26 protein-coding genes, 1 tRNA gene and 1 CRISPR repeat array are annotated in these 23,070 nt (G+C 46.5%); of the genes, 5 read left to right on the forward strand and 22 right to left on the reverse strand.

Annotation, left to right across the window (positions count from 1 at the left end; translation table 11 throughout):
- The first annotated feature begins 135 nt into the window (after positions 1–135).
- Positions 136–732, forward strand: coding sequence for a PIN domain-containing protein (locus tag LEPBO_RS0120850; RefSeq protein ID WP_017289514.1), 597 nt, complete (start codon positions 136–138; stop codon positions 730–732).
- 142 nt (positions 733–874) lie between these two features.
- Here the strand turns inward: LEPBO_RS0120850 and LEPBO_RS0120855 are convergent, their stop codons facing one another.
- The 15 genes from LEPBO_RS0120855 to infA all read right to left on the reverse strand — a co-directional run bounded on the left by LEPBO_RS0120855 (position 875) and on the right by infA (position 8,980).
- The gene (locus tag LEPBO_RS0120855) at positions 875–1,267 is read right to left on the reverse strand and encodes a toxin-antitoxin system TumE family protein (RefSeq protein ID WP_017289515.1); all 393 of its coding nucleotides are present in this window, start codon (positions 1,265–1,267) and stop codon (positions 875–877) included.
- 2 nt (positions 1,268–1,269) lie between these two features.
- A complete protein-coding gene (locus LEPBO_RS0120860) occupies positions 1,270–1,542 on the reverse strand; it encodes a hypothetical protein (RefSeq protein ID WP_017289516.1) in 273 nt (90 codons plus the stop codon).
- Positions 1,543–1,707: 165 nt separating this feature from the next.
- Positions 1,708–2,328, reverse strand: a complete 621-nt coding sequence (locus LEPBO_RS0120870) for a Uma2 family endonuclease (protein ID WP_017289518.1) — start codon at positions 2,326–2,328, stop codon at positions 1,708–1,710.
- Between the two features lie 439 nt (positions 2,329–2,767).
- Positions 2,768–2,977, reverse strand: a complete 210-nt coding sequence (locus tag LEPBO_RS0120880) for a hypothetical protein (protein ID WP_017289519.1) — start codon at positions 2,975–2,977, stop codon at positions 2,768–2,770.
- 45 nt (positions 2,978–3,022) lie between these two features.
- Positions 3,023–4,138 (reverse strand): peptide chain release factor 1, encoded by a 1,116-nt coding sequence (gene prfA, locus LEPBO_RS0120885; RefSeq protein WP_017289520.1) that lies wholly within the window; start codon positions 4,136–4,138, stop codon positions 3,023–3,025.
- A gap of 92 nt (positions 4,139–4,230) precedes the next feature.
- Positions 4,231–4,449 (reverse strand): 50S ribosomal protein L31, encoded by a 219-nt coding sequence (gene rpmE / locus LEPBO_RS0120890; protein ID WP_017289521.1) that lies wholly within the window; start codon positions 4,447–4,449, stop codon positions 4,231–4,233.
- Between the two features lie 39 nt (positions 4,450–4,488).
- The gene (gene rpsI / locus LEPBO_RS0120895) at positions 4,489–4,896 is read right to left on the reverse strand and encodes a 30S ribosomal protein S9 (protein WP_017289522.1); all 408 of its coding nucleotides are present in this window, start codon (positions 4,894–4,896) and stop codon (positions 4,489–4,491) included.
- Between the two features lie 3 nt (positions 4,897–4,899).
- A complete protein-coding gene (gene rplM / locus LEPBO_RS0120900) occupies positions 4,900–5,355 on the reverse strand; it encodes a 50S ribosomal protein L13 (protein WP_017289523.1) in 456 nt (151 codons plus the stop codon).
- A gap of 14 nt (positions 5,356–5,369) precedes the next feature.
- On the reverse strand, positions 5,370–6,212 hold the full coding sequence (gene truA / locus LEPBO_RS0120905) for a tRNA pseudouridine(38-40) synthase TruA (RefSeq protein WP_017289524.1): 843 nt from the start codon (positions 6,210–6,212) through the stop codon (positions 5,370–5,372).
- Between the two features lies 1 nt (position 6,213).
- Positions 6,214–6,564, reverse strand: a complete 351-nt coding sequence (gene rplQ / locus LEPBO_RS0120910) for a 50S ribosomal protein L17 (protein WP_017289525.1) — start codon at positions 6,562–6,564, stop codon at positions 6,214–6,216.
- A gap of 8 nt (positions 6,565–6,572) precedes the next feature.
- The gene (locus LEPBO_RS0120915; RefSeq protein ID WP_317135189.1) at positions 6,573–7,655 is read right to left on the reverse strand and encodes a DNA-directed RNA polymerase subunit alpha; all 1,083 of its coding nucleotides are present in this window, start codon (positions 7,653–7,655) and stop codon (positions 6,573–6,575) included.
- On the reverse strand, positions 7,600–7,995 hold the full coding sequence (gene rpsK, locus LEPBO_RS0120920; protein ID WP_017289527.1) for a 30S ribosomal protein S11: 396 nt from the start codon (positions 7,993–7,995) through the stop codon (positions 7,600–7,602). The genes LEPBO_RS0120915 and rpsK overlap by 56 nt, the downstream gene beginning before the upstream one ends.
- A 78-nt stretch (positions 7,996–8,073) precedes the next feature.
- Positions 8,074–8,457: a 30S ribosomal protein S13 gene (gene rpsM / locus LEPBO_RS0120925; RefSeq protein ID WP_017289528.1), complete on the reverse strand. Its 384-nt coding sequence runs from the start codon at positions 8,455–8,457 to the stop codon at positions 8,074–8,076.
- Positions 8,458–8,553: 96 nt separating this feature from the next.
- Positions 8,554–8,667: a 50S ribosomal protein L36 gene (gene rpmJ, locus LEPBO_RS41135; RefSeq protein WP_071596180.1), complete on the reverse strand. Its 114-nt coding sequence runs from the start codon at positions 8,665–8,667 to the stop codon at positions 8,554–8,556.
- An 82-nt stretch (positions 8,668–8,749) separates the two neighbouring features.
- The gene (infA, locus tag LEPBO_RS0120930) at positions 8,750–8,980 is read right to left on the reverse strand and encodes a translation initiation factor IF-1 (RefSeq protein WP_026148794.1); all 231 of its coding nucleotides are present in this window, start codon (positions 8,978–8,980) and stop codon (positions 8,750–8,752) included.
- A 159-nt stretch (positions 8,981–9,139) separates the two neighbouring features.
- Between infA and LEPBO_RS0120935 the strand changes: the two genes are divergently transcribed.
- Positions 9,140–9,213: transfer RNA gene (locus LEPBO_RS0120935), tRNA-Pro, on the forward strand.
- 90 nt (positions 9,214–9,303) lie between these two features.
- Here the strand turns inward: LEPBO_RS0120935 and LEPBO_RS0120940 are convergent.
- A complete protein-coding gene (locus LEPBO_RS0120940) occupies positions 9,304–10,614 on the reverse strand; it encodes a cytosine deaminase (RefSeq protein WP_017289530.1) in 1,311 nt (436 codons plus the stop codon).
- Between the two features lie 102 nt (positions 10,615–10,716).
- Here LEPBO_RS0120940 and LEPBO_RS0120945 point away from each other — a divergent pair, with 102 nt between their 5' ends.
- Positions 10,717–11,340 (forward strand): precorrin-8X methylmutase, encoded by a 624-nt coding sequence (locus LEPBO_RS0120945; RefSeq protein WP_017289531.1) that lies wholly within the window; start codon positions 10,717–10,719, stop codon positions 11,338–11,340.
- Here LEPBO_RS0120945 and LEPBO_RS0120950 read toward each other — a convergent pair.
- Both LEPBO_RS0120950 and cas12k read right to left on the reverse strand, forming a co-directional pair.
- A complete protein-coding gene (locus tag LEPBO_RS0120950) occupies positions 11,337–12,125 on the reverse strand; it encodes a hypothetical protein (RefSeq protein ID WP_017289532.1) in 789 nt (262 codons plus the stop codon). The genes LEPBO_RS0120945 and LEPBO_RS0120950 overlap by 4 nt on opposite strands.
- A gap of 689 nt (positions 12,126–12,814) precedes the next feature.
- A CRISPR array of direct repeats spans positions 12,815–13,371; the repeat unit is 37 nt; unit sequence CTTTCAATCGCCCCCTTGCCGCAAACCTGGATGAAAC.
- Between the two features lie 431 nt (positions 13,372–13,802).
- Positions 13,803–15,713, reverse strand: a complete 1,911-nt coding sequence (cas12k, locus tag LEPBO_RS0120960) for a type V CRISPR-associated protein Cas12k (protein ID WP_017289534.1) — start codon at positions 15,711–15,713, stop codon at positions 13,803–13,805.
- 170 nt (positions 15,714–15,883) lie between these two features.
- Between cas12k and LEPBO_RS0120965 the strand changes: the two genes are divergently transcribed.
- Together LEPBO_RS0120965 and LEPBO_RS37760 are read left to right on the forward strand one after the other, a co-directional pair.
- A complete protein-coding gene (locus LEPBO_RS0120965; protein WP_017289535.1) occupies positions 15,884–16,216 on the forward strand; it encodes a hypothetical protein in 333 nt (110 codons plus the stop codon).
- Positions 16,217–16,351: 135 nt separating this feature from the next.
- The gene (locus LEPBO_RS37760; protein ID WP_144056240.1) at positions 16,352–17,011 is read left to right on the forward strand and encodes a PD-(D/E)XK nuclease family protein; all 660 of its coding nucleotides are present in this window, start codon (positions 16,352–16,354) and stop codon (positions 17,009–17,011) included.
- A gap of 56 nt (positions 17,012–17,067) precedes the next feature.
- Here LEPBO_RS37760 and LEPBO_RS0120975 read toward each other — a convergent pair whose 3' ends face one another.
- The 4 genes from LEPBO_RS0120975 to LEPBO_RS0120990 form a co-directional block, all read right to left on the reverse strand.
- Positions 17,068–18,315, reverse strand: coding sequence for a hypothetical protein (locus LEPBO_RS0120975; protein ID WP_144056241.1), 1,248 nt, complete (start codon positions 18,313–18,315; stop codon positions 17,068–17,070).
- Between the two features lie 115 nt (positions 18,316–18,430).
- Entirely contained in the window at positions 18,431–21,268 is a 2,838-nt protein-coding gene (locus LEPBO_RS40220; protein ID WP_190711082.1) for a CHAT domain-containing protein, read from the reverse strand.
- A gap of 41 nt (positions 21,269–21,309) precedes the next feature.
- Positions 21,310–22,524 carry a hypothetical protein gene (locus LEPBO_RS0120985; protein ID WP_017289539.1) on the reverse strand — a complete coding sequence of 405 codons (1,215 nt, stop codon included), beginning with the start codon at positions 22,522–22,524 and terminating at the stop codon, positions 21,310–21,312.
- On the reverse strand, positions 22,525–22,989 hold the full coding sequence (locus LEPBO_RS0120990; RefSeq protein WP_017289540.1) for a hypothetical protein: 465 nt from the start codon (positions 22,987–22,989) through the stop codon (positions 22,525–22,527). It abuts the gene before it with no gap.
- Positions 22,990–23,070: the final 81 nt, after the last annotated feature.

A 23,070-nucleotide genomic window follows, 5' to 3' on the forward strand; every position in this document is an offset into this window, starting at 1 on the left:
TGTCGATCGCGCAAATCTAAAACATCTCAGAATTTTGAGGACGATCTGAGAAAAAATGCCTCTGATAATTTTGCTCAGTACGAGGGAGAAATAAGACAGATCATATTGTCTTCACCAATCCCAAGTATTGAGAAAATGAGCAAGTTAGTTCTGCTAGTTGATTATGAGAATGTCCAGAATATTGATCTATCACTGATCCAAGATCAAGACTTTCAGATCAAGATCTTTGTTGGACAATCCCAGAGCAAGCTTCCCCTAGAGCTTGTTCAATCAACTCAGCGATTCGGCAATTCTCTAGAGTGGATCAAAATTGAAGGCAGCGGCAACAATTCTCTAGATTTCCATATTGCTTTTTATTTAGGACAATTGAGCCGAGAAAATCCAAATCTCTCGCTTGTGATCCTCTCCAAGGACAAAGGCTACGATCCTCTGATTGGCTATCTGCATAAGCGTAAAATTTCTTGCCGAAGAGTTGAAAACTTAACTGCCCTATCTAAACAAAAACAGAGTGATACTTCTTTGCAACCCAACCTCATGGAAGAAGTCATCGTAAAACTCTCGAAACTGGAGAAAAAATGCCGTCCTAAAAGTCGTAGTGCTTTATCTCAGCATATTAAATCACTACTACAGCCAAAGAAGATCAGCCAGCAAGAGCTTGATCTGCTGATTAATCACTTGTTTTTACAAAAGAAAGTGACTGAAGCGAATAATCGAATTACTTACAATTTTTAGCGATCGAGATTGTCGAGGTAGAGACAATCAGTCGCCAATTTTTCTAGGCGCTCTTGTCGTTTTGAGAGGTACAAGTTTTGTTCATGTTCTTACAAATTAACTCTTAGCATCAATAATTCAGATGGGATTTTCCCTGCGAAATCTACTCATCTCGGCTGAACTCATTCTCTACATGCTCAATTAATTCTAAAATGCTGCGAGATTGTCCTGGCTCAACGTTAGATTCCGAACCAATATGAACATGATGAGGAAAATTAGGCAAATCTGGAAAATGTTTGACACTATCCCAACGCTTTCTAAGAATCTGCTTTGTGCTATCCATCCACTGATAGCGATAGTCTAACGTCGCGACTTGATCATTCTGAGCCATGAAGGATTCTGCAATCTCCAGAAAATCTTCGTTACTCAGCGTTAATCTTGCACGAAAGTAACCTCGATCGAATAACACGCGCTCATCCACAATTTCGATCGACGAAATGATTGAACTTGCATTCAGCTTTGCTTTAATACTCGCAATGTACTGATGTAAGTCCATCTTTAAGAAGCTTGCAATTGCGCTGAGCGATACATTTCGTAGTAAGTATTCCACTCAAAAAAGTCGATCGAGTCCCCAAGTTCACCAGCCTGAAACTTTTGATAGAACCGCTCTGAAGACATCTGATAGGTTTCCTCAAACCTCTTCAATCGTTCACCAATTTCTTTTACTTCTTTTGCAATTGGAGATTGAATGGATTCCTCTAGAAGTTGTCTCTCTTCAGCAGACAGAGAGAGGATGATCTGTGCCAGTGATTCGACTAATTTCTGATTCATGCTGTCTCTTCTGGGCATCCTGAAAAAACATTTTATGCCGATACATTACCCTGAATCTTGTTGAAATCTGTCAAAGCAATGCGATTGATGATGCTTAGAATTTCGATTTCAACGAGGCGATCGCGATCGTCAAAATTCAACCTCACTTCCTGATACAGTCAAATACTAAGCTCCAGCCTGAACAAGCTGTTCAACTGTGAGAGTTAATTCTGAAAAAGTGGGTGACTCGATTCTCTCACTTCCCCGAAACTGCTTGACTTGATACTCGCCATCAATCAATTGATAAACCGAAACCGTTGGCATTTTCGGAGATCCGATAAAGCGTTTTCCGCCTAAGCCCAGATAATCTACAATCCAGTACTCAGCAATTCCAAGGCTCTCATATTCTTCCAGTCTCCTGGCATAATCATCAGCCCAGTTTGTGCTGACAACTTCAACGATCAGACGAACAGAGCTTCCCTGTGTAATGACAGATTCTTTATCCCATCGAGGATCATCTGCGATCGCATTCTCATCCAAAACAATCACATCTGGTTTGTAACCCGATCGCGCATCGGAGGATCGCACAACGCATTCTGTAGGAATAAAGTAAGGTAGACCCAAGCGAGCAATTTCTAGAATCAGCTTACTTAAGACAAATCCTGCAACTTTTGAATGCTTGCCTGTTGGATTTGGCATCTCAACAATCTCACCATCATGCAATTCATATCGAGTGGTCGAGTTTTCCGGATACCACTCGATGAAATCATCAAATGTAAAGTCGGTTGCTATCGTTACAGAAACCATCGTTACCTCAATTGATCATCTTTTCACGATTCGATCTCTCGATTGGGAATTAATGCGATCGTACAACACTTTTTCTGACCCCATAGCCATTCCATAGCTGATTCCTTTGTGAGCGATCGCCTCTTCAAAATTCAAAATGTATCAAGAATCTAGACCAAGCCAGAATTTTACTGCTTCTTCAACTTGTGCTAATTGCTCGTTTGAAAGTGCCCCCAACTTCCTAATCAACTTTGCCTCTGAAGCAGTGACGAGATTCTGCCCATCAAAAACACCCGGACGCAAAAATCTTGCCTGAATATCAACTTCAAACCTTGATCCTCTTGGGCGAGTGGTATGAGGGACTAAACTGACTAAAGCTCAATCGATATCTTCAATCGGAATATTCATCACAAGACAGAGGCGCACTTTCGCGACATAGCCCAAATCTACTAACCAAACTTCACCGCGATTCGGTGTACTGCTGCTCATTCTCAGCCTCAAATTCGTCCAGGCTTAAGAATACTGCCTCTGCACATAAATTTAACTCTTCATCCAAAAGTGGAGGCAGATCCAGACTCATTGTTCGCCGCAAAATTTCTGCCGCAACTTGTTGCTTTTCTATTTCCGATAATTGTTCAAAGGATGCTAAGAGTTGCTGTGTGCTATTCACGATTCGATCTCCCGATTGGAATTATTGCGATCGTAAACAATTCTCTTACTTCACAGCCGCTTCGTTGCCGCTCTCAGCCGCTAATTGCTCTAATCGCTCTTGCTGATCTTGAGAGATGCAAGTTTCGATTACGTCTTCGAGATCGCCTTCTAGCACAGGGTTCAACGCAAAGTTTTGCCCTAATCGATGATCAGTTACACGGTTATCTTTGTAATTGTAAGTCCGAATCTTCTCTGATCGCTCTCCTGTCCCAACCTGCGATCGCCGCATCGAAGTAATCGCATCTTGCTGCTCTCGCAACTTGATCTCATACAACTTCGCTCGCAGAATTTGCATCGCGCGTTCCCGGTTCTGAAGCTGCGATCGCTCCTCGGTACAAAACACCCGAATTCCCGTCGGCTTGTGAATCAAATCGACCGCAGTTTCAACTTTGTTGACGTTCTGACCACCCGCACCACCGGATCGTGCCGTCTTCATTTCAATGTCTTTCGGGTCGATGTGAATTTCCACATCATCCACTTCCGGCATAATTGCGACGGTTGCAGTTGAAGTATGAACTCGTCCAGAAGCTTCAGTGACCGGAACGCGCTGCACCCGGTGAACACCTGCCTCAAACTTCAATTTGCTATAGACGCGATCGCCTTGAATTTCCATAATCGCTTCTTTGAATCCGCCCAAACCTTCAGCCAGGGATTCACTCGCCATTTTGATGCGCCAGCCTTGACGCTCCGCATACCGCGAGTACATTCTCACCAAATCCCCGGCCCAAATGCTGGCTTCATCTCCACCTGTGCCCGCCCGAATTTCCAACATGATATTCTTGTCATCATTTGGATCACTGGGAAGCAGCAAAATCTTTAATCGAGTTTCTAACTCTTGCAGCTTTTCTTGGAGTTCTTCCGCCTCCATTGCCGCCATTTGTTGCAGTTCAATATCGCCGCCTGATTCTTTGACGATCTGACGTGCGCCTGCTAAATCTTGCTCAGTCTTGCGCCAAAGCTCATAGGTGTTGACCGTTTCCTCTAACGCCGATCGCGATTTTGCGACCCGCTGAAACTCGCCCGGATCTCGGGCGATATCCGGGTCAGCAAGTTTCCGCGTCAATTCGTTAAAGGTCTGCTCAACGGAATTTAATTTGTCAATCAAATATGCTTCAGCCATAGTAGCCTCGGAAAAAAGTAGAAAAAATTTAGGCGAAAAGACAATCGCGGCAACTCAAAACGCGATCGTCACATCAATCAACCTAAATCTCGCTACTTCTGTTCGTCGCTCATGCCATACTTCCGCAAGAAGCGCTCCACACGACCCTCAGTGTCAATGATCTTCTGAGTTCCCGTGAAGAACGGGTGATTGCCAGACCACACATCCACGTGTAGTTCAGGCTTGGTCGAACCCACAACCGCTACAACTTCACCATTGCAGTAAACCTTTGCTTCGGGATACCACGTCGGATGAATACCTGGTTTTGCCATTGCCTTATCTCCAAATCCGCTTCAAATACAGTGTAACAATTAGCGTTTCGAGTATTGAGGAGCTTTCCGAGCTTTGCGCAAGCCGTACTTTCTCCGCTCTTTCGCTCTCGGATCGCGAGTCAAATAGCCTTCGACTTTCAACGGCTTCCGGTTCTCAGGGTCGAGTTGGCACAGTGCGCGTGCAACACCCATGCGGATTGCGTCCGCTTGTCCAGTTAAACCACCACCATGAGCGTTGACGAGAATATCGTATTCCGCTTCTAAGCCCAAGGTTTCCAGGGGAGCTTTTGCACCCGAGATGTACTCTTGGTTGAATTGGAGATAGAGATCTCCAGGCTTGCCGTTGACGACGATGTTGCCTTCGCCGGGAACGAGACGGACACGAGCGATCGCAGATTTGCGACGACCCGTTCCTTGATACATCACTCTTCCTTCAGTTGCTTGCATGGATTACTTTTCTCCCGGAATCGTTTTGATGTCTAAAACTTTGGGTTGCTGTGCGGCATGGGGATGCTCTGCACCTGCATACACTTTCATTTTGGTGAACAGCTGGCGACCCAAGGAATTCTTCGGTAGCATTCCTTTCACCGCTTGCTCAATGATGCGCTCTGGCAAACGAGCTTGCAGCTTTTCAAAAGATTCAGTCTTCATTCCACCCGGACGACCGGAGTGACGACGATACAGCTTTTGGCTGCGTTTCTTACCAGTCACGTCAATTTTGTCAGCGTTGATCACGATGACAAAATCGCCTGTGTCTAAGTGAGGCGTGTAAGTCGGTTTATTTTTGCCGCGAAGTACCATCGCGATTTCAGTCGCTAATCGACCCAAGCGTTGACCCGCTGCATCCACAACGTACCAGTCGCGTTGAATCTCAGCGATAGCAGGAAGGTAGGTTTTGTTTTCCATGACCGTGAGTTTGTTTACAAAGAAGGTTCGAGCGTCATCCGAGATAAATTCAGTTTCGGCTGTGCATCAAACCAGAGTTCTGGGGGAAATGGCATGTCGGGATAGCCTACTCTTAAGAGGCACAACCCTTGCGGGGGAGCCGCATACCGCACTTCATGACGTCGCTCGTTTTGCCACAACTGAGTGAAGCTCTCAACCGAACGATCACCGCGTCCCACTTCTACCAATAATCCGACGAGCAGTCGCATCATTCCATACAGAAATCCGCTTGCCTGCACTTCAATATAGAGAAATGAATCTTGTCGAACACATTCCGCAAATTGAAGGTCTACCCAGGCATGGGGACGGCTAGAGTTCGCTCTCTGAAAGGCTGACATATGATGGCGACCAATCATGGGAGCTAAAGCCTGCTGCATTTTGGACTCATCCAGCGGAGCGTGGTAGTAGTGCCAAGACAACGATCGAGCAAATAAGTTCGGGCGTGCCTCAGTGTAGATCGTGTATCGGTAGCGTCTCCAAGAAGCTGAGAATCGGGCGTGCCAGTCGGCTGGAACCTGAGCCGAAGCCCGAATCAGAACATCATCGGGAAGCCGAGCATTGATCACATCTGCCCATCGGTGTGCTGGGATCAGCGTCATCACATCGAAATGTGCCACCTGAGCCGCTGCATGAACGCCTGTATCCGTTCGCCCTGCGGCATGAATCACCACTGGATAACCAACTACAGACGCGATCGCAGTTTCGATCTCTTCTTGAACGCTCCGATGATTCGGCTGCCGCTGCCACCCATAAAATCGAGTGCCCAAGTACTGAATCAGGAGGGCAATTCGCTGCAAGGACGGCTGAGCAGGTGCCATCTTAGGTCAATTCGATAATTGCCATTTCAGCGTTGTCACCGCGACGACGTACCGTTCTCAAGATGCGGGTATATCCGCCTTGGCGATCGGCATAACGCTCAGGAGCATTCTCGAACAAGGCATGAACGAGCTGCTTGTCGTAGATGTATCCCATTGCCTGACGACGTGCCGCAAGCGAACCGTCTTTTGCCAAAGTGATCATCTTTTCAGCTTCCGATCGCACTGCTTGAGCGCGAATCTTGGTCGTTTTGATTCGACCGTTGCGGATGAGTTCAGTGGTCAGCGCTCGGAGGAGTGCTTTACGCTGATCCGCAGGTTTTCCCAACAAGGGGACTTTACAACCGTGACGCATAGCTACTCTTAGGATTTAGATTTTTCTTGCGGCAGGGTGATCCCCAACCGTTGTTGTAAGGCTTCGACGACTTCCTCGGCAGACTTGGCTCCAAAATTTTTGATTTCGAGCAGGTCTTCTTGGCTGTAGTCGAGCAAGTCCGCGACCGAGTTGATTTGCGCGCGTTTCAGACAGTTGTATGCCCGAACTGATAGCTGCAATTCTTCGATCGGGATTTGATTTTCGATCCGCTCATCGCTCATGCCATCATCATCCGAAGGCTCGAATGTGATGTCTTTCAGCGGATTAAACAGATCAACGAGGATATTTGCGGCTTGGCTCAGCGCTTCTTGCGGAGTCAAACTGCCATTTGTCCAGATTTCCATGATCAAACGGTCTTTTTCAGCCGTTCCACCTTGGCGAGCATCTTCAACGCTGTATTGCACCTTACGCACCGGCATGAATACAGAGTCAATCTGTAAAAAGTCGAGTGCAGTATCATCGGTGAATTTGCCAGCGCCGCGATAGCCTTTGCCTTTCTCAATTTTGAATTCCATCTCTAACGTTGCGTTAGGAGATAGGGTTGCAATGTACTGAGTCGGGTCAACCAGCTCAACTTCTGAAGGCAGGTCAAAGTTTTCAGCCGTCACGGTGGACTGACCTTGAACTAAGAGCCGACCAATCTGAGGCTGAGACGAGTAAGTTCTAAAGACGAGCTTTTTCATGTTCAGCAAGATGTCCAAAACGTCTTCTCGAACGCCTGGAATCGTTGCGAATTCATGGGTCACGCCTGCAATTCTCACAGCAGTCACGGCAGCGCCTTCTAAGTTCGACAGTAACACCCGCCGCAATGCGTTGCCAACGGTGGTTCCTTGTCCTCGCTCTAGCGGTTCTAATACGAACTTGCTGTACTGACTTTGGTCTTCCTCAGTACTCGTATCAATACATTCAACCTGAAACTGTGCCACGGAGTAGCCCTCCTTCTTCCTTGCTGATGACATCCATACCGTTTTGTGCTGCCCATTATAAGCAGCAATCTGCGCGATCGTCGTTTTATTAAACGCGACGACGTTTCGGCGGACGGCAACCGTTGTGAGGAATGGGAGTGACATCCCGGATCAGGGTAATTTCTAGCCCTGTTCCTTGAAGTGCACGGATCGCGGTTTCCCGTCCAGCACCCGGTCCACTGACCATCACTTCAAGCTGACGCATTCCTTGGTCGATCGCACGACGAGCGGCTGCTTCGGCAGCGGTTTGTGCCGCAAAGGGAGTTCCCTTCTTTGCACCTTTGAAACCACTCGATCCAGCCGATGCCCAGGAGATAACCTCACCTTGAGTATCGGAGATCGTCACGATCGTGTTGTTGAAGGTCGATTGAATGTGAGCGACGCCGCTCGGAATATTCTTTTTCGCCTTGCGCGGACCCGTTTTCCGCTGCGGTTGTCTTGCCATGTCAAATTCTCAATCAGTTAAGCTGCTACGTTCCTACAAGCCATTGCCCACAAGTAATTTACCTGGAGGCAAATCACGCTATTTCTTACCGGGAGCTTTTTTCTTCCCAGCGACAGTTCGACGACCGCCTCGACGGGTGCGTGCATTGGTTCGAGTGCGTTGACCGCGAACGGGCAAGCCCATCCGATGTCTCCGACCCCGATAGCAACCGATATCCATCAATCGTTTGATTGACATCGATTCAAATCGCCGCAAATCCCCTTCAATCTGATAGCCGCCTTCCACTGCTTCCCGCAGTGCTGCGACATCTGCTTCGCTGAGATCTTTGACGCGAGTGTCAGGATTGACTCCTGTTTTCGCGATGATCTCTTTAGACCGGGTGGGTCCAATTCCGTAAATATATCGAAGACCGATTTCCACTCGCTTGTCACGAGGGAGGTCTACGCCCGCAATCCGCGCCACGTTGAGTTCTCCTGAACGTTATTGATAAACAGTCGAAAAGTCTGCCAGCGAGCTAGAAACTGTCTAACTGCGGCAGACTCGTACACGAGCATCTTGTTAACCCTGGCGTTGTTTGTGCTTCGGGTTTTCACAGATCACCATGACGCGCCCTTTCCGACGAATGACGCGGCATTTTTCGCAAATTCGTTTCACTGACGCACGTACTTTCATGCCCAAGTCTCGGCAACATTACAAACACAATATCCTAACAATTTCTTATAACAATTGTCAAAGTGATCTTTATAGCGCAATCCTAACGCCCTTTATTTTTGAGTCGATAGGTAATTCTGCCTTTGGTCAGGTCGTACGGAGTGAGTTCGACTTTGACGCGATCGCCGGGAAGAATTTTGATGTAGTTGCGGCGGATTTTGCCCGAAATATGTGCGAGTACGTTGAATCCATTGTCGAGGTCTACGCGAAACATTGCGTTCGGTAGTGAATCGACGACAGTCCCTTCCATTTCAATCAAGTCTTGTTTAGACAAGCGGTGCTTTCCTCCAAAAGATAGTCGGGGTCAAATTTTACCCTATTTGAGTGTAGATCATTTAATTAATTTTCGGCATTTCTGCGGTTACATCGGGAAAATTTTTAAGGAATTGGCTCGACTTTAACAAAGTTTTGCTTTATAGTAAGAAACGCATCGCGGGATGTAGCGCAGCTTGGTAGCGCACCTCGTTCGGGACGAGGGGGTCGTAGGTTCAAATCCTATCATCCCGATTTAAAAGAGATAGTCAAGAGTTCTCATCTGACGAATTCTGCTGTTGACTCGCGAGTTAGAGAATTTAGTCTTGCTTTGGTTGCGGCTTCTTACGGTTTAGCCAAATCGTCTAATTCTGCATAGCTAGGCAAGGTGGTGTCGATCGCTTTCCCATTCCGCAAAACAATGCGATCGTGCTGCGATCGCGATAACAGTTCTCCATAATTTCGAGCTTTGAATAGCACCAAATCTGCGGGGAGTCCGACTCCAATCCGCCCGACATTCGGCAAGCCCATTAAATCCGCGGGGGTAGACGTAATTGCATTTGCCCAATCCCCAAAGGGACGATCGAGTTGAGCAATCTTTACCGATTGGCTGAACACTTCTAATGCATCATGATCGCCATAGGCATGGAAGGGATCCCGGCAATTGTCTGATGCGATCGCCACTGGAACCTTTGCTTGTTTCAATTCGTGCAGAAGCGTCACACCGCGCCAGCGGGGAGTTCGATTAGGGGTGCGGTCTTGCAAGTATAGATTGCACATGGGCAGGCTCACGACACCGATTCCAGCTTTTTTGACTAAAGCGATCGTGGTTTCTGCTTCTGCTGCATCTTGGACTGCCAGACTACAACAATGTCCACAGACTGTTTTATTGCGGTATCGATGTCGAATCGCGGCTTCAGCGATTCGTCGCAAAGTATTCGAGTCGGGATCATTATTTTCATCTACATGGAAATCCAGATTGAGTTTGCGATCTTTCGCCATTGAAAAAATGCGATCGATCTGTTGATCAATGTCAGGATTAATAAATGAAACGCCACCTAAAATTCCATCTGACTCTGCAACTAGATCAGCTAATTTCTCTCCTTCAGGTGTTAGAAAATAATCCAAAGAGACAAGACAAACCGCCTGTAAAATAATTCGATCCGCCCATTGATCTCTCAATGCTCGAAATATCTCAAAGCTCATCTCACCGAGTTTTCCGGCTGAATCTAAATGCGTCCGAATCGCTTTTGTTCCATGAGCATAACTACATTTCAGACCAAACTCCATTCGACGATAAATATCATCTGGATTCCAATTTTTCTGAGCATCTACTCTAACTGTATTCAGCGCACTTTCAAAGGTTCCATCCGGATTTGGAGCGCGATTCCAGATGTGACCTTTATCTAAATGCGTATGTAAATCTGCAAAACACGCCCAGATCATTCCCCCCTGTAAATCGATCGACGGATACACATAATTCTGATAAGTTCCTGCTGCTAGAATCGCGCTGATCACACCTTCAACAATTTCTAGATCGACATGCAGCAAATGATCGGTGGGTGGCTTACGGGTTGCCCATTTATTCCCATTCACCACCAGGGAAGCGGGCACATGAGCATTTCTGATCCAGTAGTGATGCGCATCAAAAATCATAAGTTTGGGGAATTTCGCTATAGATGATTCTGCCATGCAAATTATCGAAATCCGAGTACACTGAAAAAGCTCGAAAGTTAATGTATTAAAAGCGACATACTTATGGAGTGGCATCCCACAGACGCGCAGAGTTTAGCCCTGATCGATCGAGAAGTTGGCGATCACATGCTTTCTCCTGCTGAATACGAAATTGTCCGACGGGTTATCTATGCAACGGCTGATTTCGACTACAAATCCCTGATTCACTTCTCTGATCTTGCCTTGCAGTCTGGTGCGGCTGCCCTTGCTGCGCGCACGACTATTATTGTTGATGTGCCAATGGTGCAGGTTGGCATTAATACGAATATCCAAAATACGTTCGCTAATCCCATCTACTGCAGTATGGAAGCGATCACCCGTCCCCAAAAAGAGAAAACCCGCGCTGCTTGGGGGATCGAAACGCTTGCTAGACGTTACCCAGAAGGTATTTTTGTCGTTGGGCAATCTCAGACGGCTCTGATTACACTGGCTGCGTTAATTCAGAAAGAAGAAATCAAACCTACCCTTGTGATTGCCACGCCTTCTGGGTTTCTCGATATTGAAGCCGCGAAAGCCAGATTGAGTAATGCCTTAGTTCCAAACATTTGTACTCAAGGAAGAAAAGGCAATGCAGTGGTTGCAGCCGCGATCGTCAACAGTCTAGTAGATCTGGCATGGCAAGCTTACGGGGGGGATAATGCAGTTTAATCCCAATCGGACGATCGCCGCTTGGATTTAGGAATGCGTTTTCTAGGACGAGGCTCGTCATATTCTTCGTCCCAACGCCGCTCATTCCGTTTCGATCGCGGCGGTTCACGGTAATCATCTTCAGGCTCGATCGTATTAATTTGCCGACTGACCGCCTCAAATTCGTCCCGCCGCAGATAAGGATAATCGCTCACCCAAACTCCGACTCGGCTCACGAAAATATCACTCACTTTAGCAATCCGCCCTAAATCAGGACGATCCGAAAGTGCCAACATTTCAGCCGTATCTCCAATTCGGATTGCCTGATGTTCTCGTTTTAGGGGGACTTGAATCCGAGTCTCAAACCCTGTTTCATCTCCCACGACGACATTGATTCGCCGTTCCCGATTCTCAGTGACAACTAATTCTCCTCGGTTATTCACGCTTTCTTCTGTCCCGACGAGTTCATCGGTCACGAACACATCCAGAACTTCGCCGCGCAAGAACCCTGCATATTTATATCGGCGATAACCTGCATTCCGAACTGCCGCCTGAATAGCAGGACTCCACAACCAATAAACCAGCGCCAGGATAATCAGAAAAAACGTGACTGCCTGCACTACATCCTGCAATTCCCCGGTTGCAAAGAAGGCGCGAATCAGCAAGGCTCCTGCTACCGCAGAAATCGAGATCAGAACCCGTCTCAGAACGTCAGAAAGCTTTCCCCAATAATATTTGTACTGTGCGCCAGTTCCGACTAATGGAATCAGGTCTTCAAACTTTTTGCGACTTAGAGGGACTAGCATAGTGGACACAAAAATCGAAATATTTTCAATTTTATCCGGTCTATCTGGACTTCGCCGACTTAGACTTTGGTTGAATTGATTTTAAGTGAAGTGTGCAGGGAAAATTTACGGAACCGTCTGGATATTCGACTTTAGTCTGAGATAAAAATCGGTACTTTTTGCGAGGGGATTCGACCTGCTTGTCACTGAGAATAGATTCAAATCTGAGGAACGCACTCGGAAAAGCTAAGCAACTAGGGGGCAACTAAGTTTGTTTGGTGTATCCGGTTAAAGGCGTGCCTTACAGGTAGACTGCCTGACTCTGGGGGCTTTTAAGAGTCAGGCAATTTTTTGTTTAAATTCGTGTGATTGTTGTCGAATAACACTTTATTTGTCGTCGTTAACGGATTGATGTCGTCGTTAACAATTTAGTGTCGTTTTAACAGCTTCTTGTCGTCGAGGGGTAAGAAATCATTCGTTAACAAATTCTTGTCATCAGAGCTTCAAGCAGTTGAATGCTCATTCAAATTCTTATCCACTTCAACATTTTACAGTACAGACTCTACCCAGTTAAAACGAATGCTAACTCTGCTCGTTATAGCGAGGGGCAAATATTTCTAAATTAAAACCCCGAGTCAGGCAGTCCTTTCAATCCACCCACTGTTAACCGAAAGATTGTGCCTATTAAAGTTGTCAAAAGACTAAGTTACTCTTCAATCGCCCCCTTGCCGCAAACCTGGATGAAACATGTTGATACTGCTCGTTGACGGCAATAACCTTGCCCTTTCAATCGCCCCCTTGCCGCAAACCTGGATGAAACTTTATCCCCAACGCCTCAGCAATACTTTCGACTGAGCTTTCAATCGCCCCCTTGCCGCAAACCTGGATGAAACGTTCTCTGATATTGCGTCAGAAACTTTCTCATACTTTCTTTCAATCGCCCCCTTGCCGCAAACCTGGATGAAACTTGAGTGAATTGCTTGTGCAGGCTTAAGTCTGTTTGGCTTCTCCTTTCAATCGCCCCCTTGCCGCAAACCTGGATGAAACCGCAGTCGAGGGATATCTTTCAGATAAATTCCTAGCCTTTCAATCGCCCCCTTGCCGCAAACCTGGATGAAACCTAAGCAGCGATCGCATATCATGCCTAGTTAAGGGGACTTTCAATCGCCCCCTTGCCGCAAACCTGGATGAAACCGGGCATTTGCCGAGTTGTGCAGGGAGTTTCCGAATCTTTCAATCGCCCCCTTGCCGCAAACCTGGATGAAACCCTGCCATTCAAGGTGCAGCCATAGTGTGCTTTTCAAACATGGTTTTGGCAAACCCCTCTAAATCCGATACTTTTTGTTGGACAAGAAGCAGCTTTATGCTGTGGAAAGCTGCTGAAGGGATTAGTTTGTACGGATTGGCAAACCTCCTAGGGATTTTGACCTCGCTTCGGTTTGCCAACAAGTTAAAAGTTAGGGGTGGATTCCTCCTTGCTCGGAGGTGAGATTGGCTAACCAGCATTGCGGTAGACCCGCACCCTTTTGCTGGGAGCGCACCCAACTTCGAGGTAGACAGTCAACCTGAGCCAGAAAGCAAGACTATCTTCCGACAGTCAAACTAGCTCGTAATTGTCGATGGCACAGGGGCTATTGCTAGCATGAACCACGGCGCACTCTATTTATAAAATACATTTGAACTAATTGCAAGTAATTTCTATTTTCGAGATTGGTATGCTGCGATCGCTAAATTTCTTGCTTTCTCTTGAGGAGTGCCTGAAAGAGGTTGTTTCGTAATCTCAATCGAAATGCCAACTTGAGCTGCTTGGCTTTGAATAAATTGGGTTAATTGAGCGTATCTCCAACGATGAACGCTGGCTCGGTACTGGCGAGCATACTTTCGCTGCTGTTCTATAGAACCTAGAATTTTTTGCTCTGCTCTTGCTTGAACCTCGCTTTGAACAATCTCTCGAATGTCACCAAGGTCAGGAAGCGCGAGGCTACTTACCTGATATTCCTGAGCGATCGCTACAATTTCATGAGCGATCAAACGATCGAGATATTGTCCTTGGTTAGATTCTCTAAGTTGGCTAGAACCTCCTTTTCTTTGGTTGTTATGACGCTTATGAGCGTTACGTTGCTGGTTTAGGCGATATCGATTGAGGAGTTTGTAATTTTTGCCTAGGATTTGACGAATGCTTCTGTAGGTGATAGCTTTACCCGTTTGGATATTGACAATGGCTAAAGTAGCAGGTTTATCAAGTCCATAGCTTACTCCAGCCAGAATTGAAGGTTGACCTTGGTAGAGAGGATAGCTCGGACGTGGAAATTGATTCTCCAGCAATTCCAGCATTCTTTCTCGCCTTCTGATAAAAGCATCCTGATTCTGACTTCGATTTTCTTTGGCTTTCGTACTAGCGATCACTTTTGCACAGTCGCTTGCCTTCTTTTGACGAATTTCCTCTGTGCCTTCTTGCGTCCAAGTATCAGTCTCTATAGAACACGATAAAACTAATCGATGAACTACCCAATGTTCTGCATCACCTTTGCCTTCTTGCCAAGCGATTTGCCCAGAACGTAAGGAGAACAAGCTGCTTGAATGCTGATTTTTGCTTGCTTTTTTAGTTTCTTGATCTTCTAAGAATCGGTTAAACCAGTGAAGATCCCTTTGATCGCAGTAGACCTCAAAGAAATGCTCACTCAAACCGTTGAAACTGACACATATCCTGCCTTGGCTGTTTAGTGACCAGCGAAGATCTTCATTAGTTTCGTAGTTGACAGGGAAGGGTAAAATTGCTGGCTTAGTGAGGAGCCGTGCTTGCCAACCGGCTGCTTCCTCTTCGTTTTCAGGAATATGACTTGTTGCCGTTTCTAACGCTTCTATCCAAGAATGCCAAGATAAGTGCCGTCCTCTTGGGATTCTAGTGGTTTGGAAAGTGTTCATTAAACGCTCAAGGCGGATTTCTGTTTTACGGCGACGTTTGATGAATTTTTCGGGGTTTTCGTTTTGATCAGGCAATTTGCAACCGTTCTTGAGTAGGTAAGCGATCGCACATCGAGTCAAGGGATCTTCTGTCTCGTCATAAAGTTTGAAGAGGGTGCGAGAAACATTCGCGCCTGCTTGATTTGATGTTTGATTCTTTTTCTTACTTCGGGTCTTCTTAACTTCAGGTTGGTCACTCTCTGAAATTGGTTCATTCAGGTGCGTGAGGAGTTCGCTGGCTTTCAATCTGAGTGTATTGATATCAGTCTGACTAGCGATCGTTAATTCATTGTCGCTTTGAAGCATTGCTAACCAACGGGTCTGACCTGAAATCTGATTTCTAAGTCGTGTTTGAAGTGCTAGCCAGGACAAAAATATGCGATGTACAGTCGAGATTGCTGAGGAATAAAACCTTCCTGGTTGTCCTGAAAATTGGGGGTCTTGCTTTAGTTGATTACACGCTTCACTGACAACTAAACGAGGAAGTTTCCCTGTAAGGCTCCATTCCTCAAACCGCGAATCCTGAGCGATATGCTTGAGCAACTCGTTGATCAGAGGAGTATGCTTTTCTGCCATTAAGTGCCATAAAGCACGACGAGTTTCTTCAGTTGCCACCAACTTGCATTGGATTGTAATGACACTCATAAGACAAGTTCCTAATTTTGGTAAGGTACAAGACCAGCATGATGAGCATAGATTCAGCGATCGTAGTGTTGACCAACTTTCAATCTCGATTTGGAAATAATACATTAGTTCTAAACTCTTGCAAAGATATAGTAGCCTAGAGTTTTGCCATTCTGACAATCAATCTGGTTATGCCTCTTGCTCCTCGCCTACCAACTCATCGACACTGGAATACGTTGAACGCATATCTACGACCATTGGGCGATAAGCAGATGGAGATCGACGAGTTTCTTAACAACTGGGATGTTTCGCGAGAGGAACTTGCATTCATCTGCGACTGTTCTTTAACCACCGTAAATCATTGGTTTTCTCAAGGAGAGCATCGTAGGATTCCGACGGATAAGCACAAGCAGCGACTGGCGCTAGCTCATCACATCTGGATCACGATCGAGTCGGAACCTGAGTATTTACAGACGCTACGGCAGATGTATCACAAGCAACGTCGGCGAGAAGAAAAGGAATAAGAGGTTGTCATATGACAAGAAGTGCTTGTGATAACTGATAGTTCAATTGTACTTTTCATATAGCCTGCGCTCATAGGGGAGCCATCCTCTAATCGATTGTTGGCTGTGAGAGGTAAACTATTTGGATTAGAAGCAGTGAATATTTGTGAACAGAAGGCTATTCCCTCAATCTGGGTAACTTGGCTGTCTCGATTAATGGCGGATGAATCGCAGTGTGTTTGGTCAGTTTGGTTTCGGACACACTTCAAATATGAAAAGCTCAATACAAACTTTGATTCTGCTAAATGGAACGCTAATCATCGCGTCTTAGTCAATGATCGTATCAATATTCTGGAAACTGAAGGGTATACCGTTTATGTTGAGGGCGAGAATCGATTTGAGGTGCTGGGCAGAGCGCATTTGGTGAAAGTCGCTGGTAAGCCAGATATCATCGCAATCAAAGATGACTATGCTTGGGTGGAAGACTGCAAGACAGGACAACGGAAGAATTCAGATTTCTATCAAATTCTGATTTATTTGCTCTTACTTCCTGTCAGCTTAGCTCCTTGTCAAGGGCTTTCTCTGAAAGGTCGGTTGATTTATAGCGATGAAGTTGTAGAAATTCAGGCAGAGCAAGTAAATGAGAATTTTAGAGAGCAATTCCGAGCCGCGATCGCAATTCTCAGCAGTTCAATTCCTGCACGCAAAGTTCCCAGTTTTCAGGAATGCCGATTCTGTGACATTTCAACTGCGTACTGCCCAGAGCGATCGGAAAATCATTTAGAACAAAACTCTTCAGAGCATGGCTTGTTTTGAGTTGCGCCAGTTAGATCAATTTTCTGGCGCAACAGTTCAACTGCTTCCCGATGTTTCTAACGGGTTTTCATCGGAATTTGGAATGGAAGTCGCTTAGGAGTAGCTTTCTCAGTTGGCTCTAGGATGAAGTAGCCGTCAACCGCAGAGGACTCTGGTAGTGCTGCGACTTTGTGTTCAAACTCGGTTGGAGTTAGGTCGTGAGACACAAGTAGATCGTATTGGGCGACATATCCCTCAAGCACATTACTTCGAGCAGCAAGCTTTCTCAACGATGGGATGATCATCGTTCTTTCTTTTTCTAGCCCAATCCCAATATTCTTATTTAAGCCAGATCCCCCATGTAATACTGGAATCCAGCCTGTTGAGTACCATGTTTCATCGACTTTCCGGCGTAGGTCATCAATCCAGCTATAGCGCTTAGTTTCTTCGTTGGCAAAATCTAGCCATTCAACTAATTCAGCCACAGACACTGCATCGACAAAATCGCTGGCTAGAAACCGTTCTGGGTACTCACCAACTAAGATCTCCTTGGCAATGCGTCGTCCCTGAGTTTGCCAGATTTGATTAGTTTCTTGAATTTCGTGTTGAGCAACGTCTAACATTCCTAATTCGGCAGAGCAGCGAGCCTGAGCGAGTGCAGTCAAGGTGAAATACTCCTCATACGCCATCGCCGTTTCGATCGTGGTTGCACTCAGCAGTAACTCGCGATACCGCATATTGATTTCTGAGAGGGTGCGTCGCGAATCGTGTAAAATTGTGTAACGGTGATCAATAGGCGTTTTGTCTAATTTTGTCAGGGCATCGAGTGAGGCAAAGAGCTTTGCTCGTTCGTTGCTTGCCAAGAAGTGTTGAATGTCCTGAATGTCCTTCTGAATGCTTTTGAGTCTGTCGTCGATCTTACTCAGCTTGTTGTTGATTGCAATGAAGCCAACACTGCTAACAACTAAACCTAATCCAGATAGAACAGCGGTTCCTGTGGCAATTTGAAGTACTTGTTGCGTAGTTTGTGACAGTGAGCCAACTTGTGAAGAGAGTTGTGTCAGCAAGACAGTATTCTGTTGCACTGTATCCTTCAAATCCGACATCTGCATACTGTTGACGATGCCTGGAATGAAGTTGAGTCCTGGAATAAGGTTGAGAACTTGGGAACTGGCTGGGAGGATGTGGCGCACAATTTGCCCGCCATGTCCGGTTCCGGCTGCCCACCGAATGACACCACCGTAGGCTTTGTATTGTCCTGTTATTAATCCCATTATTACGTCTGATGGGATCATCCGAGTGACTTCCCAGCCTGGAAACATCATAGTCTTGACCTCAAGGAATTGTTGATACGGAATATCAGAAATATTCTTGGCTAGTGTTCCTTGAGAGATGCGATCGCTAACCCATCAAAATTTGAGATGATTTCCTGAAGCTGCACTAGGGTGAAGTTACTTCGTATCCTGTGAGCATGAAGCCTGCCCAGTGATAGGGATGCTCAAAGGGTCGGTGGGACATACCTTTGATTGCAGCATCTTTAAGGGCGAGGTGGGCAGCATCTTTGAGAGTTTCGGCGTGTCCACTGTGGTTGGGAAGTCGATCGCTTAATGCGTTGTACCAGGGAATTAAAGTTGCGTAGTCGGATTTTAGCCAGGTTTGTGCTTCGCGGAAGGCATCGATCGGGGAGAGCGATCGACGCAAGTTTTCGTAGAGGCGGATCATGAAGAGAGCGCTGGAGATTTCATCGACAATCCAAAGGGTGCTGATGACAAAGTTAACTCCGGCTTTGAGGAAGCCTGCGACGAGTCCGACGTATTCATCAGTGAGGTCGCGTTGGCGCGTAAGTCCGGTTTCGCAGGCGGAGAGGCAGACAAGACGATAGGGATTGAGGTTAAGTTGGAAGATGTCGCGCAGGGTGAGGAGTTCGGTTCCGGCGAGGGCGAGGGCGGAGTCGAGGGGGTCGTCGAAGTTGTGGTAGGCGTGTCCGGTGAAGTGGAAGAAGTCGGCGGGTTGGGTGAGGTGGATTTGTAGGGCGGTACGGGTGGCTTGGTCGGAAGTGAGGGAGTGGGTGGAGAAGAAGGTGGAGATGAGGGTGGATTCTAGTTCGGCGTAGAGCATTTTTTTGGGGGTTTTGCTCTGGCGCTTGGTGTAGTGGGTGGGGGGATCTTCGATGCTGGTGAGAGTGGGGGAGTGGGGGAGTGGAGAAGTGGGGAGATGGTCGAGGGCAAGGCGGGCGCTGGGAAGCATGGTGCAGCGGAATTTGCCAGGGAAGAGGGACTGGAGGGGAAGGAGATGGAGATCGCGGTGGGGAATGAGGATGAGGGTTTGGATGGGTTGGAGTTCTTTGCAGAGGGAGTTGATTTCTAAGATTTTGCGGAGTTTGTTGAACAGCAGGAGTTCCATGTTTTGCCGCCATGGGTCGGTTTTGCCGTTTTCATAGTTGTAGTTTTGGTAGAGGGCCGTCCATTGCTGGAGCCATGCTTCAAATTGGGCGAGTTGGTGGGCGGCGGCAGGGTAGGGTTGCTGTCCGGGTTTCAGTGAGGAGGTTTTGGGGGAAGTGAGGGGGAGGATTTTTGGGGGTTGGTTGTGATGGAGGATGAAGGTGGTGATTGCAGCGGGGCTTCTATGCCAGTAGATGGCGGCGGTGGTTTCGTTGAGGAGGGATTGGATCTCTGTGTAGGAAGTGTTTGGGGTAGAGGCTTTCCAGTCTTCTCGTAAGCGCCATAGGCAGCGATTTTTGCAGGTCTCGGCAAGTTCGATGGCTGCAATTGGATCTTGCTGGGCTAGGGAATCGATTTGGATTTGCTTGAAGCTTTCAAAGCGGCGTTCTAGTGAGATTTTTTCACCGAGTGAACGGTCTGGATCATCTAGTAACCGTTGGAGTTTAGCAGAGGCTTCTTGCAGTGCGGCTTGGATTGTTCTTTGATCACCCAATTGCTGACAGATCTTTAGGAAGTCTTGCCAGAGTTCGAGGTGAAGTTTAGGATAGTCGAGGAGGGGAAGCAGATCAATTGCTTTCTGATAGTTCTCTCTTGCTCTGAGCCAGTTTTGAAAAGGTGAGGGTTGGTTTTGACTTGAGTTGTAAAGTGTTTTTGCCTTGCGACGATGTAGCATTGCTATCCCGTAAGGATAAGCAGAAGAATCTGGTAGAATTGCTTGAATGCCTTCATCCCAAACTGTTAGAGCTAATTTATCGTCTCCCTGAAGTTCGAGAATTGCTAGACCCCGATTATCCCAAGCTTGCCAAAATTGTCCTTGAGAGTAAGCTATTGCTTGATCATAGCAAGTTATAGCTTCTCCATAGTCTTTCAGAGAGTAGAAAACGTTTCCCCGACCATTCCAGGAGTAGTAATAATCTGATTTGAGTGCAATTGCTTGCTTATAGGATCTCATTGCTTCTTGATACAGACCTAATTCACGTAAAGCATTTCCCCGCCCGTTCCAAGGATTGCAATAATCTGGCTTAAGTGCTATGGATCGTTCGTAGGAACTAATTGATTCTCTGTATTGCCCTAAGTCATACAAAACATTTCCCCGACCAGTCCAAGGTTGACAATAATTTGGCTCAAGTTTAATCGATTGATTGTAGGAATCAATCGCTTCTTTGTATCTCCCTAGTTCACGTAAAGCATTTCCAAGACCGTTCCAGGGGTCACAATAATCTGGCTTAAATGCAATTGATTGGTTATAAGAATCGATTGCTTCTTTGTAGTGTCCTAGATCATACAGAGCATTTCCGCGGCCGTTCCAAGGATTGTAATAATCTGGCTTAAATGCAATTGATTGGTTATAAGAATCGATTGCTTCTTTGTAGTGTCCTAGTTCACGCAAAGCATTTCCGCGACCGTTCCAAGGATTGTAATAATCTGAGCTAAGTTTAATTGATTGGTTATAAGAATCGATTGCTTCTTTGTAGTGTCCTAGATCATACAGAGCATTTCCGCGACCGTTCCAGGGTTCACGATCATCTGGATTAAGTCTAATCGATTGGTCATAGGAATCGATTGCTTCTTTGCATCGTCCTAATTCACGTAAAGCATTTCCGCGACCGTTCCAAGGATTATAACTATCCGGCTTGATTTTAATGGATTGCTCGAAGGAGATCAGTGCTTTTTGATACCGCTTCAAATAGTAAAGAGAATTGCCCAGGGAATTCCATGCTTTGTGATTGTGTGGGTTGAGCAAGATTGCTTTATCCAAAAACCAGAGTGCTCTTTCATAGTTATCATGTTCTAGTGCTTTAATTCCTTGTTCTAGCAATTCATTAAAGTTATCCATTGGCTCGGGGGCTGAAAGCTCTGTCATTCTCTACATAATACTTACCTAGATTTTCGCCCCTTTCCGAAGAAAAGCCACACGCGAATCAGCACCGCAAACAAAATCCCAATCGCTGAACACATCAAAACCCCGATTGCCCCCTCTGTCCAAGGCGAAACTCTCATCGGTGCAGGCACAACCTTTACAACGGACTGCACGATCGACGCATCCTCCAACTTCGCTGCCGCAAACGAAGCTGTGATCGCCACCGATCCCACCCCAACCCCCAAAACCGCGATCGAATCCTGAAACTTCTGACTTTGCGCCTCCAATCTACGATCGCGCTCCGCCTGCTCCAACTCCACCAAGCCCCGAATCGTATCCGTCGTCTTCTCCCGCACCCGCAGCCCGATCGTCAACGTCGCAATATCCCGCTCAATCTGCCGCACATCGCGACTTCCAATCTGCTCAAACTGGCTCAGCTTTTGAAACGAATGCGATCCCTTCGCCGACATGCTTGATAATCTTGATCGATAGTTCTCTAGATTTGTCTTCACCGTCTCCAACTGAAACTCTAAAAAGCTTAAACACTCCGTATACTGCGATAACAACGTCAGATTTTGCTTCAAATCCTGCGTCAAATTCTGCAAATCCAACTCAGAAACCTCTACATCCTGCATCGTCAAACTCATAATTGAAGATGGTTTCGGAAACAAATGCTGACTGAGCAACGGCTTAATCTGTCTCGTATTGCCATAAGCCCAATTTACTTTATGTCGGAATTGCAGCAAATACAGCCACTCCTGCAATGCTTCACCCGCGATCGCTTTCATCTCATCCAAGCTGGAATAAAGCGCCACAATTCCATGCTGATTTTCTAAACCACACTCAAATATCTTTGCCCCCTGCCATTGATCCGCAGAGTCTGACAGGTTCTCGATGCCCAAAATTTCACAACTCGATCGCACAATATTCTGCGGATCTTCCCCCTCTGGCAACACTCCAAACACAAGCCAGCTTCGCCCCAATTCGCGATCGCACGATCCAGTTTTTGCTAAGACGATTTCTTTTAGCAGCTTCAAATTATCAAGCGATTGCGATTCCTGTTTCTCGATCGCGCTCGTAATCAAATACTGCTCTGTATCTCCACGCCCATAGCGATACACCGTGCCTGCAATCAGATCCTTTTGAAACGATTCTCGCTCATCACTATCCTGCGTCTCATCGCGCAAGACGTAAGAAAACAAACAGAGATGGGGATAAATCAGGTGTGCCATCTAAATTAGGTAAATTACCCACTCCCAAAATTTTCCGTTGTTTGCAATTTTAGCCCGCTCTTCCTGTGCCCGCTCACTCGGATTTTTCGCCGCTAAAATCTCCTGTGCTGCTGCAATGCGATCAAGCGGCACGGACAGATTTTCAATCTCATTTTCCCCAGGTTTCGGCGATTGATTGGGCGGTATTTGAATCTCTTTTCCTCGTGGCTGACTCTGATATCCCGCAAGCAATTCCTGTCGCGCTTCTTCGTAAAGTGATTTGAGCGCACTTGCTTTCATTACTTGCCGCAACTTCGCGATCGCACTCGCAGGCTGATCCTTTAGCTCGATCGCCACCTGATTCAATGTTTGAATCATTTCAGGATCGAGAGCGTTGGGAGATTCTGCGATCGCGGCTAGCGCAGCCCTCAACGATCTTGCATCCGTTTCCTGCATGGGAAATAACTTTGAATAGATATCTAGCATTATTGTAGCCTCAGGCATCGCACTAAAAGCTACACAGAACACTTAATTAAGTTTTGATAAGGTAAAGAATCTGGTCGACAA

Origin of the sequence: Leptolyngbya boryana PCC 6306 (assembly GCF_000353285.1) — a bacterium.
Classification (GTDB): domain Bacteria; phylum Cyanobacteriota; class Cyanobacteriia; order Leptolyngbyales; family Leptolyngbyaceae; genus Leptolyngbya; species Leptolyngbya boryana.

What these genes read in the sequence shown, in the direction of transcription:
- truA (WP_017289524.1), bottom strand. Translation starts at nt 6,212, where the DNA reads ATGGCACCTGCTCAGCCGTCCTTGCAGCGAATTGCCCTCCTGATTCAG.
- LEPBO_RS40220 (WP_190711082.1), bottom strand. Translation starts at nt 21,268, where the DNA reads ATGGATAACTTTAATGAATTGCTAGAACAAGGAATTAAAGCACTAGAA.
- rpsK (WP_017289527.1), bottom strand. Translation starts at nt 7,995, where the DNA reads ATGGCAAGACAACCGCAGCGGAAAACGGGTCCGCGCAAGGCGAAAAAG.
- LEPBO_RS0120860 (WP_017289516.1), bottom strand. Translation starts at nt 1,542, where the DNA reads ATGAATCAGAAATTAGTCGAATCACTGGCACAGATCATCCTCTCTCTG.
- LEPBO_RS0120870 (WP_017289518.1), bottom strand. Translation starts at nt 2,328, where the DNA reads ATGGTTTCTGTAACGATAGCAACCGACTTTACATTTGATGATTTCATC.
- LEPBO_RS0120850 (WP_017289514.1), top strand. Translation starts at nt 136, where the DNA reads ATGAGCAAGTTAGTTCTGCTAGTTGATTATGAGAATGTCCAGAATATT.
- LEPBO_RS0120945 (WP_017289531.1), top strand. Translation starts at nt 10,717, where the DNA reads ATGGAGTGGCATCCCACAGACGCGCAGAGTTTAGCCCTGATCGATCGA.
- rpsI (WP_017289522.1), bottom strand. Translation starts at nt 4,896, where the DNA reads ATGCAAGCAACTGAAGGAAGAGTGATGTATCAAGGAACGGGTCGTCGC.
- LEPBO_RS0120915 (WP_317135189.1), bottom strand. Translation starts at nt 7,655, where the DNA reads ATGTCACTCCCATTCCTCACAACGGTTGCCGTCCGCCGAAACGTCGTC.
- rpmJ (WP_071596180.1), bottom strand. Translation starts at nt 8,667, where the DNA reads ATGAAAGTACGTGCGTCAGTGAAACGAATTTGCGAAAAATGCCGCGTC.
- LEPBO_RS0120975 (WP_144056241.1), bottom strand. Translation starts at nt 18,315, where the DNA reads ATGATGTTTCCAGGCTGGGAAGTCACTCGGATGATCCCATCAGACGTA.
- LEPBO_RS0120855 (WP_017289515.1), bottom strand. Translation starts at nt 1,267, where the DNA reads ATGGACTTACATCAGTACATTGCGAGTATTAAAGCAAAGCTGAATGCA.
- cas12k (WP_017289534.1), bottom strand. Translation starts at nt 15,713, where the DNA reads ATGAGTGTCATTACAATCCAATGCAAGTTGGTGGCAACTGAAGAAACT.
- prfA (WP_017289520.1), bottom strand. Translation starts at nt 4,138, where the DNA reads ATGGCTGAAGCATATTTGATTGACAAATTAAATTCCGTTGAGCAGACC.
- LEPBO_RS0120940 (WP_017289530.1), bottom strand. Translation starts at nt 10,614, where the DNA reads ATGATTTTTGATGCGCATCACTACTGGATCAGAAATGCTCATGTGCCC.
- LEPBO_RS0120985 (WP_017289539.1), bottom strand. Translation starts at nt 22,524, where the DNA reads ATGGCACACCTGATTTATCCCCATCTCTGTTTGTTTTCTTACGTCTTG.
- rpmE (WP_017289521.1), bottom strand. Translation starts at nt 4,449, where the DNA reads ATGGCAAAACCAGGTATTCATCCGACGTGGTATCCCGAAGCAAAGGTT.
- rplM (WP_017289523.1), bottom strand. Translation starts at nt 5,355, where the DNA reads ATGGAAAACAAAACCTACCTTCCTGCTATCGCTGAGATTCAACGCGAC.
- LEPBO_RS0120950 (WP_017289532.1), bottom strand. Translation starts at nt 12,125, where the DNA reads ATGCTAGTCCCTCTAAGTCGCAAAAAGTTTGAAGACCTGATTCCATTA.
- rplQ (WP_017289525.1), bottom strand. Translation starts at nt 6,564, where the DNA reads ATGCGTCACGGTTGTAAAGTCCCCTTGTTGGGAAAACCTGCGGATCAG.
- LEPBO_RS0120965 (WP_017289535.1), top strand. Translation starts at nt 15,884, where the DNA reads ATGCCTCTTGCTCCTCGCCTACCAACTCATCGACACTGGAATACGTTG.
- LEPBO_RS0120990 (WP_017289540.1), bottom strand. Translation starts at nt 22,989, where the DNA reads ATGCTAGATATCTATTCAAAGTTATTTCCCATGCAGGAAACGGATGCA.